The sequence below is a fragment of the Pannonibacter sp. XCT-53 genome, from assembly GCF_009915765.1.
GTDB lineage: Bacteria > Pseudomonadota > Alphaproteobacteria > Rhizobiales > Stappiaceae > Pannonibacter > Pannonibacter tanglangensis.
In genome coordinates, this window is the sequence record NZ_JAABLQ010000001.1 from 825,883 (window position 1) to 839,001 (window position 13,119).

Consider the following 13,119-nt stretch of genomic DNA (forward strand, 5'->3'; position numbering starts at 1 on the left):
TCAAGCGTAGTCGTAGACCTTGCGGCCTGCAACGATTGTGGTGAGGACGCGGCCCGAGAACCGGGCATTCTCGAAGGGCGAGTTCTTCGAGCGCGAGCGGATCGCCTTCTTTTCCAGCACCCACGGCCGGTCGACGTCGAACACGATCACATCCGCCGGCGCGCCGGCCGTCAGCCGTCCGGCATCGAGCCCGAGCCGGTTGGCCGGGTTCAGCGTCATGGCCCGAAGCAGCGGCAGCAGCGCGATGTCGCCGGCGTGATACAGGCGCAAGGCGGCGGCCAGCAGCGTCTCCAGCCCGATGGCCCCGTCCTCGGCTTCCGCCCAGGGGTGGCGCTTGGTCTCCACGTCCTGCGGATCGTGGTTGGAGCAGATCACGTCGATGGTGCCATCGGCGACGGCGGCGACCATGGCCATCCGGTCGCTCTCGTCGCGCAGCGGCGGCGACATCTTGAAGAAGGTCCGGTAGGGCCCGATGTCGTTCTCGTTCTGCGTCAGGTGGTTGATCGACACGCCGGCGGTGACGTCGAGCCCCCGGTCCTTGCCGACGCGCACCACGTCGGCCCCGTCCGAGGTCGAGACAAGATTGGCGTGGTAGCGGCCCTTCGACATGGCCACGAGGCGCAGGTCACGCTCCAGCAGGATGATCTCGGCCTCGCGCGGCACGCCCGACAGCCCCTTCCACGAGGCGTTGAGGCCGGCGTTCATCGAGCCGCCCGCCAGATCCGGGTCTTCCGTGTGATGCACGACAAGGGCGCCGAAATCCTTCGCATAGGTCAGGATGCGGCGCATGATCTGGGCATTGCGCACCGACTTGTGGCCGTTGGTGAAGGCCACGGCACCGGCTTCCTTGAGCAGGCCGATCTCGGTCATGTCCTGGCCGGCGAGCCCCTTGGTCAGGGCGGCCATCGGCCGGACATTGACGATCGCCGTGTCGCGGGCGCGGCGCAGGATGAAGTCCACCAGCGCCGGATCGTCGATCACCGGATCGGTCTCGGGCAGGGTGACGATGGTGGTGATGCCGCCGGCCGCCGCCGCCTGGCTGGCGCTGGCAAAGGTCTCGCGGTGCTCGTGGCCCGGTTCGCCGACGGACACGCACATGTCGACGAGCCCGGGGGCCACCACGGCGCCATCGCAGTCGATGATCTCGGCGCCATAGGGGGCGCCCTGGTTCTGTGCCTCGGGGCCGGCGGCCAGGATGGTGCCGTCGGCGATGATGACGCTGCCGGCCGCATCAAGGCCGCGCGCCGGATCGATGACCCGCGCGTTTGTCAGAACCAGCGGCTTGGGAGTGTCTTGCGCCACGGGAAAGCTCCTACTGGTTCGGCAGGTGGGCGGCGAGGGCCTCGAGCACGGCCATGCGCACCGCCACCCCCATCTCCACCTGTTCGCGGATCAGGCTCTGCGGTCCGTCGGCCACGGCCGGGTCGATCTCGACGCCCCGGTTCATCGGACCTGGATGCATCACCAGCGCATCCTCCTTGGCATAGGCGAGCTTCTCCGCGTCCAGGCCGTAGAAGCGGTAATACTCGCGCACCGAGGGGATGAAGGCGCCGTTCATGCGCTCGCGCTGCAGCCGCAGCATCATCACGATGTCCGCGCCCTTCAGCCCTTCCTTCATGTCGCGGAACACTTCCACGCCCATCCGGTCGATCCCGCTCGGCAGCAGGGTGGAGGGGGCGACCACGCGCACCCTTGCCCCCAGCGCGTTGAGCAGGATGATGTTGGAGCGCGCCACGCGGGAATGCAGGATGTCGCCGCAGATGGCGATCGTCAGCCGTGCGATCTTGCCCTTGTGGCGGCGGATCGTGAGGGCATCGAGCAGGGCCTGCGTCGGATGCTCGTGCTGGCCGTCGCCGGCGTTGATCACCGAACAGTCGACCTTGCGGGCGAGCAGATGCACCGCGCCGGCCGCATGGTGGCGCACCACCAGGATGTCGGGATGCATGGCGTTCAGCGTCGCTGCCGTGTCGATCAGGGTCTCGCCCTTCTTCACGGAGGAGGCGGCAACCTGCATGTTCATCACGTCGGCGCCAAGGCGCTTTCCGGCGATCTCGAAGGACGACTGGGTCCGGGTCGAGGCCTCGAAGAACAGGTTGATCTGGGTGCGGCCCCGCAGGACGGGACGGACCTTCTCGATCTGGCGGGAGACCTCGACGGCCTGGTCCGCACGGTCCAGGAGACCAAGGATTTCCTGGGGTTGAAGACCTTCGATGCCCAACAGGTGTCGATGGGGAAAGAGGCCGGCTCGATGGGGATCGTTTGCGCTCATCGAGCCCATGCCTATAGGGGGAAACCGGGCCCCCCGCAAGCCGGGCCAGCCGGTTTTCCGCGCTCTGTCCGCATCAGATCAGCAGCGTCAGGCAGAGCGGGATCGTCACGATGGCGGCAACCGTCTGGACCGTGAGGATTTCCGCCATCAGCCGGTGGTCTCCACCCATCTGCGCCGCCAGGAGATAGGAGGCGCTGGCCGAGGGGACGGCAGTGGCAATCACGCCGGCAAGCAGCGCCTCGCCGGTGACGCCGAGCAGATGGCAGAGCCCGGCCACCAGCGCCGGCATGAGCAGAAGCCGGGCGAGCGTGCCGATCACCAGCGCCGCTCCCGGCCGGCGCAGCGCCGACAGGTCGAGGCTCGCCCCGACGCAGAGGATGCCGACGGGCAGCGAGGCGAGGCCGAGCTGGTGCACGCCGTTCATCACCGGCTCCGGCACCGGGTTGCCGGCGAGATTGAGCGCGAGCCCCGCCAGGGTCGAGACGATGAAGGGATTGCGCAGGAGATCGAGCCCGATCCGCTGCAGCGTCGGGGCGGAGCCGCCGGCATAGCGCGACAGGATGAGCACCGACAGCACGTTGAGCATCGGGATCATGGCGATCATGGCGACCGCCAGCAGCGCCAGCCCTTTTGCCCCGATCATCTCGCCGATGAGGGCCAGCGCGATGAAGGAGTTCCAGCGCGCCACCCCCTGGTAGACCGAGGTGAACGCCGGCCCCGACACGCCGAACCGCGCCGCCAGCAGCGGCCGCAGCAGCAGGAGCGCGGCCGTGATGATCAGGATCGCTGCCGCCAGCGCCAGCCCCAGTCCGACGGCCGGGATCTCGCCGAAATCGGCGCGGGCAACGGTCTCGACGATGATGGCGGGAAAGAGGATGAAATAGGCCAGCCGCTCGACCCCGCGCCATTGTTCGCCGGTCAGGAGGTTGAGCCGGGCAAGGCCGAGGCCGAGCGCGGTGATCAGGATCACCGGCAGCAGCGCGTCGAGGATCATCTGCATCGGGGTCGCCCGTCAGTCCTTCGGGTCGTCGTCATGGATGGCAAAGCGCGGTCGCGGGCTGGTGCTGAGCTGCAGGTAGCCAAGACGGTCCAGGAAGCCCTGCAGGATGTAGGCGGCCGCCATCTTGTCGACCAGCTCGGCGCGCCGGGCCCGGCTGCGGTCGGCCTCGATCAGCGTCCGCGTCACGGCGGCCGTGGACAGGCGCTCGTCCCAGAAGGTCATCGGCAGGTCGGTCTTTTCCGCCATGTTGCGGCTGAAGGCGCGGGTGGCCTGCACGCGCGGCCCCTCCGTTCCGTCCATGTTGAGCGGCAGGCCGATGACCATGCCGCCCACCTTGTGCGTCTGGCAGATATCCAGAAGCCTTGCCGCGTCGAGGGTGAACTTCTCGCGCCGGATCGTCTCCAGCGGCGTGGCGATGCCGCGGCCGAGGTCGGAGAGGGCGAGGCCGATGGTCTTGGTGCCGAGGTCGAGGCCGATCAGGCGGCTGCCGGGGGCGGCGGCGGCGACGAAGTCCTCGAGCGACAGGGTGGGGTCAGTTGCCATGATCTTGGGTGTAGCAGGGGGGCGAGGTGCGCGCCAGACGCCTTGTTGGCGTCGCGCCTGCCCCTATACTCTCGACCGGAGAGAAACGACCGGCCCCCCGGACGGGGCGGCCGCCGCAAGGGAGACCGACGCATGAACCTCACCTGGCTTGGCCATTCCGCCTTCCGCATCGAGCTGAAGGGCGCCGTGGTCCTGATCGACCCGTTCCTCACCGGCAATCCGGCCTTCCCGAAGGGCACCAGCGTCGAGGCGGCAAGCGCCGGCGTCACCCACATCCTGCTCACCCACGGGCATGACGACCACATCGGCGACACGGTCGCCATCGCCACGGCGACCGGGGCGCAGGTGACGGCGAATTTCGAGATCTGCATGTGGCTGCAGGGCCGGGGCGTTGCCAACATCAACCCGATGAACTCCGGTGGCCAGGTCGACACCGGTCCCTTCAAGGTGGCCCTGACACCGGCGGTGCATTCCTCCGCCACCAGCCAGGCCGGGGAGGGGCTCACCTACATGGGCAATCCGCATGGCATCGTGCTGGCTGCGCCGGGGGAAAAGGTGCTGCTGCACATGGGCGACACCGACATCTTCGGCGACATGGCCCTGATCCACGAGCTCTACCAGCCGAAGGTCGGCCTCGTCCCCATCGGCGACCGCTTCACCATGGGCGCCCGCGCCGCCGCCCTGGCCTGCACCCGCTTCTTCGACTTCGACACCATCATCCCCTGCCACTACGGCTCATTCCCGATCATCGACGCCACCGCCGACGCCTTCGTCGCGGCCATGGGCGCCAGGGCCGGATCGGTCCAGGTGCCGGTGCCGGGGGCCACCGTGGTGGTGTGACCGCCCACGCCTTCTCCGTCATTCCGGACAAGGTGAGCGTGAGCGAACCGCTGATCCGGAATCCAGCGAATCTGCCCGAGCGACAGCGAGGGCTTGACCGTGGTGCTGCCGCTGCCTGCCCACCCCCGTCATTCCGGACAAGGTGAGCGTGAGCGAACCGCTGATCCGGAATCCAGCGAATCTGTCCGAGCGACAGCGAGGGCGCAAACCCGGCATGCCAGCACAACGGTGTCGCGCTCCGCGCGGCTGTCATCTGGATCCTGGATCTGCGCTTCGCTGGCGCTCAGCTTGTCCAGGATGACGGCCGTGTGGGGGCTCACACCCCGTTCCACAGCCAGGCCGCGCCGCGCACGCCGGACGAATCGCCGTGTGCGGCCCTGGCGATCGGCACCGAATAGGTGTCGGAGAAGATGAAGGGCCGCATGGCGTCCGGCAGGTCGCGGTAGAGCTCGTCCACATTGGACATGCCGCCGCCCAGCACGAACACGTCCGGGTCGAGGATGTTGGCGACCATGGCCATGGCCCGGGCCAGGCGGGCGACGTAGCGCCGGTAGGCGGCCTCGGCCTCGCTGTCGCCGGCGCGCATGGCGGCGATGATGCCGCGTCCGTCCAGCTCACGGCCGCTGGCGCGGGCAAAGTCCCATTCCAGCCCCTTGCCGGAAATCCAGCGGTCGAGCGTGCCGCGGTGGCCGGTCCAGCAGTCGGGGCCGGGGAATTCCTCCGCCGTCATCCACGGCACGGGGATGTTGCCCCATTCGCCGCCGATGCCGTTGGCGCCGCGATGCGCCTTGCCGTCGATGGCGATGCCCGAGCCGCTTCCCGTGCCGATGATGACCGCATGGACCACATGCGCACCGGCCCCGGCGCCGTCGGTTGCCTCCGATACGGCCAGGCAATTGGCATCGTTCTCCACCCGCACCGGCCGGGCGAGGCGGGCCTCCAGATCCTTGTCCAGCGGCTTGCCGTTCAGCCAGGTGGAATTGGCGTTCTTGACGAGGCCGGTTCCCGGCGAGATCGAGCCCGGGATGCCGAAGCCGACCGTGCCGCGCCGGCCGGTGGCCGCCTCTGCCCGCGCGACGAGCCCGGCCACGGCCTCGATGCAGCCGGCGTAGTCGCCGCGCGGTGTGGCCACCCGCTCGCGGTAGAGTTCGGCCCCGGCCTCGTCCAGCGCGATGATCTCCAGCTTGGTGCCGCCCCAGTCGATGCCCAGGCGCATGGTCATGATGCCCTCTCCCGTCCTGCCTGCCGCTCGGCCCGGCCGCCCGTGCCGCCCCCGGCGGTGCGGCGTCGGTGCCGCCCCCGGCGGTGCGGCGTCGGTGCCGGCGGTGTTTGTCGCCCGGCTGCCGTGGCATCGCAAGCCTGCCGTCGCCCATCGGGGCGGCCGGCGCCGGAGACGGCAGGTGCCACGGACAGGAGGTCCCGACCGGCAGGGGTGAGGTGATGTCGCATTTCGGCGCGTCCCGTGTCGCGCCTGCTTGCGCCGGCGCGGCGGCCCGGTGCCAGACTTTGCGTCAGCTGGAAGATCATGCAGGACAGGCAGCGGTCATTGTGCCGGTTCGCGCTCCGTCGCGCGCCTTTCGGGTGTCCCCGGGGTTTGCTCCCGCAGCGATGGCAGCAAACCTGCCGTCGCGTCGGCCTTTGCAAAAACTTTTCCATTTTGCGCGATAACTGCAAAAAACACATGCGAAATGGATGAAAAAATACTCAGAAGATCCGCATTTTCTGCTTTTTCATTCTCGAAAATTTTGCTTTCCTTAAGGCAATCAGGCCCGCTCCGGCGTTCGGCGGGCGCGGCCTGGCGTCAGTATGCGTTCCGGTACCCGGCCTTCGAGGCCACAAGAAAGCGGGCCGGACAAGCAGCATGTCGGGGAACAGATGGCAAAAAACCGGGGCGCGTCGGTCCGCTACGAGAATGTCCAGAAAAGCTATGACGGAGAATCGCTGGTCGTAAAAAATCTCAATCTCGACATTCCCCCCGGTGAGTTCCTCACCATGCTGGGGCCGTCGGGCTCTGGCAAGACGACCTGCCTCATGATGCTGGCCGGCTTCGAGCCGGCGACCCATGGCGAGATCTTCCTCAACGGCCGGCCGATCAACAAGGTGCCGCCGCACAAGCGCGGCATCGGCATGGTGTTCCAGAACTACGCCCTGTTTCCGCACATGACCGTGGCCGAAAACCTCGCCTTCCCGCTGCAGGTGCGCGGCATGAGCAAGGCCGACCAGGCGGTCAAGGTGAAGCGGGCGCTGGAAATGGTCGAGCTGGGCAAGCTCGGCAACCGCCGTCCGGCGCAGCTCTCGGGCGGGCAGCAGCAGCGCGTGGCGGTGGCCCGCGCCCTGGTGTTCGATCCGGAACTGGTGCTCATGGACGAGCCGCTGGGCGCGCTCGACAAGCAGCTGCGCGAGCAGATGCAGTACGAGATCAAGCACATCCACGAGAATCTCGGCGTCACCGTCGTCTATGTCACCCATGACCAGACCGAGGCGCTGACCATGTCCGACCGGGTGGCCGTGTTCAACGACGGCATCATCCAGCAGCTTTCGGCGCCGGACCTGCTCTACGAGGAGCCGCAGAACTCCTTCGTCGCCCAGTTCATCGGCGAGAACAACAAGCTGAACGGCAAGGTCGTCTCGGTCGAGAACGGCGTCTGCGAGGTCGTGGTGGCCGATGGCACCCGGCTGAAGGCAGACAAGGTCAATGTTGCCGGCCCGGGGGACGCCACGACCCTCTCGCTCCGGCCCGAGCGCGTCGAGCTCGCGCCCGAGCGGCAGATGGACAACATGCTGCAGGGGCGCATCGAGGAGCTGATCTATCTCGGCGACCACATCCGCGTGCGCATGACCGTCTGCGGCAACAGCGAGTTCATCGTCAAGGTGCGCAACCGGTCGGACCGCCGCCGGCTGGAGACCGGGTCGGTCGTGCCGATCGGATGGGAGATGAAGGATTGCAAGGCGCTTGATGCCGTTGCGTAATGGAATGCGTGCGCGGGGTGGGACAGGATCCGCGCACGACGACAAGACCGGAACCGGTCCAACGCTCGAAAGGGGAGCAGCAATGAAACTGGGAACCACATTTCTAGCCACCGTGGCGCTGGCCATGACCTCGGTCATGGCGCAGGCGAACGAACTGACCATCGTGTCCTGGGGCGGCGCCTACTCGGCCTCGCAGAACAACGCCTACCACAAGCCGTTCATGGCCATGCGCCCGGACGTGAAGATCATCAATGACGAGTCGTCCAACGAGGCCGTGGCCAAGCTGCGCGCCATGAACGAGGCCGGCAACGTCACCTGGGACATCGTCGACGTGGAAGGCCCGGACAGCCAGCGCCTGTGCGACGAGGGCCTGGCCATGGAGATCGATCCGCATGAGTGGCTCGCCAAGGCCCCGGACGGCACCGAGGCCTTCGTCGACTTCGGTCCGGCGATGATCAACAAGTGCTTCATCCCGCAGATCGTCTTCTCCACCACCTTCGGCTACCGCACCGACGTGAAGGAGTGGAACGGCGCGGTCCCGACCAGCCTCTGCGACATCTTCGACACGGCGAAGTTCCCGGGCAAGCGCAGCCTCGAGAAGCGCCCGAAGAAGAACATCGAATGGGCCCTGCTGTGTGACGGCGTGGCCAAGGACGACCTCTACAAGGTCATGTCGACGCCGGAAGGCATCCAGCGCGCGCTGGCCAAGCTCGACACCATCAAGAAGGACGTGATCTGGTGGTCGGCCGGTGCCGAGACGCCGCAGCGCCTGGCCGATGGTGAGGCCGTGATCGGCTCCACCTACAACGGCCGCCTGTTCTCGGTGATCGTCGAGCAGAAGCAGCCGGTCGCCATGCTGTGGGACTGGCAGGTGTTCGACTTCGACGGCTGGATCATTCCGGCGGCCGTCAAGGAAGACAAGCTGCCCCTGATCAAGGAATACATCAAGTTCGCCACCGACACGCAGCGTCTGGCTGACCAGGCCAAGTACATCTCCTACGGCCCGGCCCGCGCCTCGTCGCAGCCGCTCGTCGGCAAGCATGCCGAGCTCGGCATCGACATGGCGCCGCACATGCCGACCAACCCGGCGAACATGAAGAACTATCTCGTCAACAACATCGAGTGGTGGGCGGACAACCAGGACGAGGTCGAAGAGGCCTTCCAGGTCTGGCTTGCCAAGTAAGCCCTGATCCCGGGCCGGGCGCGACGCGCCCGGTCCTCCCTTTCTCGATGCCGGACAGATCATGACCCAGCCTGATGCGCCTGCGCTGGCCCCTGTGCTCACACAGGATGGCCGGCCGCTCAAGGCGAGCCTTTCGCGCGCCCTGCGCCGGGAGAAGCTGCGCGCCTTTCTCCTGATTGCGCCGCTGCTTGCCTTCGTGCTCCTCACCTTCGCCGCGCCGATCGTCGACATGCTGCTGCGGTCGGTCGACAACACCATCGTTCCAGAGACGCTGCCGCGCACGGTCGTCGTGCTGGCCGACTGGGATCCGAAGGCGGAAGAACTGCCGGGCGAGGCGGCCTATGTGGCCATCGTCGAGGACCTGCGCGAGGCCGTGGCCAACAAGACCCACACGCGCCTCGGCACGCGCCTCAACTACGAGCAGTCCGGGTTCTCCAGCCTGATGCGCAAGTCCGGCCGGGCGGTGGAGAAGATCCAGGGCCCCGACGTGAAGGGCCAGCTGATCGCCGCCGACGCGGCCTGGGGCGATCCGGTCATCTGGCAGACGCTGAAACTCTACTCCGGCAGCACCACCAAGGGCTATTTCCTCGCCGCGCTTGATGCCAAGCAGACGGTCGAGGGCGTCGAGATGCTGCCCGAGGGGGAGCGCATCTATCTCATGCTGTTCGGCCGCACGCTGCTGATGAGCATCGTCATCACGCTGGCCTGCGTCGTCATCGGCTATCCGGTCGCCTTCCTGCTGGCGCAGCTGCCGATGCGCACCTCCAACCTGCTGATGATCCTCGTGCTGCTGCCGTTCTGGACCAGCCTGCTGGTGCGCACCTCCGCCTGGAAGGTGCTGCTGCAGCAGCAGGGCGTCATCAACGACCTGCTGGTGTGGATCGGCCTTCTCTCCGACGACGGGCGCCTCGTGATGATGAACAATGCCACGGGCACCATCATCGCCATGACGCACATCCTGCTGCCCTTCATGATCCTGCCGCTCTATTCGGTCATGAAGACCATCTCGCCCTCCTACATGCGGGCGGCGCGCTCGCTCGGGGCCAATGACTGGACGGCCTTCTGGCGTGTCTACTTCCCCCAGTCCGTTCCCGGCATCGGGGCAGGGGCCGTGCTCGTGTTCATCCTGGCCATCGGCTACTACATCACGCCGGAGCTGGTCGGCGGCACGTCCGGCATCTTCATCTCCAACCGCATCGCCTATCACATCTCCAGTTCGCTCAACTGGGGTCTGGCGGCCGCGCTGGGCGCGCTGCTGCTGGTGGCCGTGCTCATTCTCTTCTATGTCTACGACAAGGTCGTCGGCATCGACAACGTGAAGCTCGGATAGGAGTGCACCGATGTCCTCCCTGCCTCCCTATGCCTCGCCGCTGCAACGCACCTGGCACTACACGTTCCGGACCCTGTGCGGGCTGATCTTCTTCTTCCTGATCTTCCCGATCCTGGTGATCATTCCGCTGTCCTTCAACGCGCAGGACTTCTTCACCTTCACGCCGGAAATGCTGGCGCTTGATCCGGACGGCTATTCGACCAAGCATTACGTCGACTTCTTCACCAATCCCGACTGGCAGAATGCCCTGCGCAATTCCTTCATGATCGCGCCGGCGGCAACGCTTCTGGCCACCGTGCTCGGCACGCTGGCCGCCATCGGGCTGTCGCAGCCGCACGTGCCGTTCCGCTCGGCCATCATGGCCGTGCTGATCTCGCCGATGATCGTGCCGCTGATCATCGCGGCGGCGGGCATGTATTTCTTCTACTCCCGCATCGGCCTGCAGGGCACCTACTGGGGCGTCGTCCTCGCCCATGCGGTGCTCGGCACGCCCTTCGTCATCATCACGGTGACGGCGACGCTGGTCGGCTTCGACAAGAGCCTCGTGCGGGCCGCGGCCAGCATGGGGGCCGGGCCGATCACCACCTTCTTCAAGGTGCAGATGCCGCTGATCCTGCCCGGCGTCGTCTCCGGGGCGCTGTTTGCCTTCATCACCTCCTTCGACGAGGTGGTGGTGGTGCTGTTCCTGGGGTCTGCCAGCCAGAAGACGCTGCCCTGGCAGATGTTCATCGGCCTGCGCGAGCAGATCTCGCCGACGATCCTGGCGGTCGCCTCGATCATGGTGGTGCTGTCGGTCATGCTGCTGACGGTGCTGGAGCTGTTGCGCCGGCGGTCCGAACGGCTGCGCGGCGTCACGCCGGCCTGATCCGGTTGCTGCAACTTGCCGTTCCCTCCGCCCCGGCGGCGGAAACCGGTGGTGCGTTTTGCCCGAGGGCGACCCGGGCTAGAGTGAGACTGACATAGCGATACGGACTTGTTCCCAGAAGGACCCGGGGCGGTACGCCAGTTCCGGGCCGGACTGCAGGCGCAGCGCCTGACCCCGGACAAGACCATTCGCACCGATATCGGGCCTGGCGGGCCGGCTTCCTTGACTGGAAGCCGGCCCGCTTTTCGTTTTGGCCGGCTGGTAACAGGCCCACCGGCGCACTGTGAGGAGAAGAAACATGCATCACGACGACATGCCGCGCCTGCAAGTGCTTGAAAATGGCGAGAAGAGCTGGTCGCCCTTTTCTGCTGGCGAGCTTCACGGCCGGCAGGACCGTCTGCGCCGGCGAATGGAAGAGCTGAAGCTCGATGCCTGCGTCTTCACCAGCTACCACAACATCTGCTACTTCTCCGGCTTCCTCTACTGTTCCTTCGGCCGCCGTTACGGTTTCGTCGTCGATGACCACCGCGCCACGGTGATCGCTGCCGGCATCGACGGGGGCCAGCCCTGGCGGCGCGTGCCGGGAGATGCGCTCACCTACACCGACTGGAACCGGGACAACTACTTCCACGCCCTGCGGACGGCGCTGTTTTCCGCGGGCCGCAAGCCGGCGCGCATCGGCATCGAGTTCGACCACGTGTCCCTCGACCTGATGGCGAAGCTTCAGGCCGCCTTGCCGGGGGTGGAGCTGGTTGATGTCAGCGACGCGGTCATGCGCATGCGCACCATCAAGAGCCTTGAGGAACAGGCGCTGATCCGCGAAGGCACGCGCATCTGCGACATCGGCGGCGCGGCGGTGGCCGGGGCCGTGCGGGCCGGGGTTCCCGAGCATGAGGTGGCGCTTGCCGGCACGCAGGCCATGGTCCGGGCGATCGCCGCCTCCTTCCCCTTCGTCGAGCTGATGGACACCTGGGTCTGGTTCCAGTCCGGCATCAACACCGATGGCGCCCACAATCCGGTGACCAACCGCGTGGTCCAGGCTGGAGACATTCTCAGCCTCAACTGCTTCCCGATGATCTTCGGCTATTACACGGCACTTGAGCGGACGCTGTTCTGCGACCATGTTTCCGACGCGCATCTGCGGCTGTGGGAGATCAACTGCGAGGTTCATCGCGCCGGACTGGAGCTGATCCGGCCGGGGGCGCGCTGCTGCGACATTGCCGCCACGCTCAACGACATCTACCGCCGCCACGACCTTTTGCAGTACCGCAGCTTCGGCTACGGCCATTCCTTCGGCGTGCTCAGCCACTACTATGGCCGCGAGGCCGCGGTGGAGCTGCGCGAGGACGTGGAAACGGTGCTGGAGCCCGGCATGGTCGTGTCGATGGAGCCGATGATCATGATCCCGGAAGGCTTGCCCGGGGCGGGCGGCTACCGCGAACACGACATCCTGATCCTCACCGAGACCGGAGCGGAAAACATCACCGGCTTCCCCTTCGGGCCCGAGCACAACATCGTCGGTCGCGGCTAGACCCCGAGACCCCGCAGCCGGTCACCCCGCAGCCGGTGCAGGACAGGGACCGCACCCCGGAGCCCCCCGATGCCGCGGCGGGGCTTGCGCCTGATCAAGGGCTGCCCGTCGCGGCCGTGCCATGGTCAGGGGCCTGCCCCGGCGAATCGGGGTTGCGAGGAGACACTGCCGTCATGTTCACGCTCCGGCCCCTGTCAGGTGTCCGTCCGATGCCGTCGCGTGTCGGCGCGGTCCTGCTTGCGCTGCTCGCGTCCGTCGCGGGCAGCGGACCTGCCGCATCCGGTCCGGCGGCTGCCGAACGCGGCGCTGCGGTCATCGAGACCTGGTGCCGCGACTGCCATCCGCGACCGGACCAGGATCGTCGCCGCTTCGACGCGCCGCCCTATGAGGAGATCGTCACCTGGCCGGGTCGGGATCTGGCCTATTTCCGCCGCTTCCTCGCGGAGGACCATTTCCCCATGCCGACCTTCCGCCTGTTCGACGCGGAAAAGGCCGATGTCGTGGCCTATCTGATGGCGCTGCAGGCCCGCGCGCCACGCCCCTGATCACGCGGCTCTGATAACAGACGCTTCCAGGCCCTGCAGTCAT

Annotated in this window: 12 protein-coding genes; 7 read left to right on the forward strand and 5 right to left on the reverse strand. The window is 67.0% G+C overall.

Going from position 1 to position 13,119, the window contains the following annotated elements:
* From GWI72_RS03915 to ruvX, 4 genes are all read right to left on the reverse strand, one after another.
* Nucleotides 1-1,302: a dihydroorotase gene (locus tag GWI72_RS03915; RefSeq protein WP_161675733.1), complete on the reverse strand. Its 1,302-nt coding sequence runs from the start codon at nucleotides 1,300-1,302 to the stop codon at nucleotides 1-3.
* Nucleotides 1,303-1,312: 10 nt separating this feature from the next.
* Nucleotides 1,313-2,269 carry an aspartate carbamoyltransferase catalytic subunit gene (locus tag GWI72_RS03920; RefSeq protein WP_161675734.1) on the reverse strand — a complete coding sequence of 319 codons (957 nt, stop codon included), beginning with the start codon at nucleotides 2,267-2,269 and terminating at the stop codon, nucleotides 1,313-1,315.
* Nucleotides 2,270-2,342: 73 nt separating this feature from the next.
* Entirely contained in the window at nucleotides 2,343-3,269 is a 927-nt protein-coding gene (locus GWI72_RS03925) for an AEC family transporter (RefSeq protein ID WP_161707900.1), read from the reverse strand.
* Nucleotides 3,270-3,281: 12 nt separating this feature from the next.
* Nucleotides 3,282-3,812: a Holliday junction resolvase RuvX gene (gene ruvX, locus GWI72_RS03930; protein WP_161675736.1), complete on the reverse strand. Its 531-nt coding sequence runs from the start codon at nucleotides 3,810-3,812 to the stop codon at nucleotides 3,282-3,284.
* Between the two features lie 132 nt (nucleotides 3,813-3,944).
* Here ruvX and GWI72_RS03935 point away from each other — a divergent pair, with 132 nt between their 5' ends.
* Nucleotides 3,945-4,652 (forward strand): metal-dependent hydrolase, encoded by a 708-nt coding sequence (locus GWI72_RS03935; protein ID WP_161707901.1) that lies wholly within the window; start codon nucleotides 3,945-3,947, stop codon nucleotides 4,650-4,652.
* Between the two features lie 316 nt (nucleotides 4,653-4,968).
* Here GWI72_RS03935 and GWI72_RS03940 read toward each other — a convergent pair whose 3' ends face one another.
* Nucleotides 4,969-5,868 (reverse strand): ROK family protein, encoded by a 900-nt coding sequence (locus tag GWI72_RS03940; protein WP_161709086.1) that lies wholly within the window; start codon nucleotides 5,866-5,868, stop codon nucleotides 4,969-4,971.
* A 659-nt stretch (nucleotides 5,869-6,527) separates the two neighbouring features.
* On the opposite strand from GWI72_RS03940, the gene GWI72_RS03945 reads away from it, so the two are divergent.
* From GWI72_RS03945 to GWI72_RS03970, 6 genes are all read left to right on the forward strand, one after another.
* The gene (locus GWI72_RS03945; protein WP_161707902.1) at nucleotides 6,528-7,622 is read left to right on the forward strand and encodes an ABC transporter ATP-binding protein; all 1,095 of its coding nucleotides are present in this window, start codon (nucleotides 6,528-6,530) and stop codon (nucleotides 7,620-7,622) included.
* A gap of 82 nt (nucleotides 7,623-7,704) precedes the next feature.
* Nucleotides 7,705-8,805, forward strand: coding sequence for an extracellular solute-binding protein (locus tag GWI72_RS03950; RefSeq protein ID WP_161675739.1), 1,101 nt, complete (start codon nucleotides 7,705-7,707; stop codon nucleotides 8,803-8,805).
* 61 nt (nucleotides 8,806-8,866) lie between these two features.
* On the forward strand, nucleotides 8,867-10,135 hold the full coding sequence (locus tag GWI72_RS03955) for an ABC transporter permease (protein WP_161675740.1): 1,269 nt from the start codon (nucleotides 8,867-8,869) through the stop codon (nucleotides 10,133-10,135).
* Nucleotides 10,136-10,145: 10 nt separating this feature from the next.
* Nucleotides 10,146-11,000, forward strand: a complete 855-nt coding sequence (locus tag GWI72_RS03960; protein ID WP_161675741.1) for an ABC transporter permease — start codon at nucleotides 10,146-10,148, stop codon at nucleotides 10,998-11,000.
* Between the two features lie 298 nt (nucleotides 11,001-11,298).
* The gene (locus GWI72_RS03965) at nucleotides 11,299-12,531 is read left to right on the forward strand and encodes a M24 family metallopeptidase (RefSeq protein ID WP_244314197.1); all 1,233 of its coding nucleotides are present in this window, start codon (nucleotides 11,299-11,301) and stop codon (nucleotides 12,529-12,531) included.
* A 173-nt stretch (nucleotides 12,532-12,704) separates the two neighbouring features.
* Nucleotides 12,705-13,076, forward strand: coding sequence for a c-type cytochrome (locus tag GWI72_RS03970; RefSeq protein WP_244314198.1), 372 nt, complete (start codon nucleotides 12,705-12,707; stop codon nucleotides 13,074-13,076).
* Nucleotides 13,077-13,119: the final 43 nt, after the last annotated feature.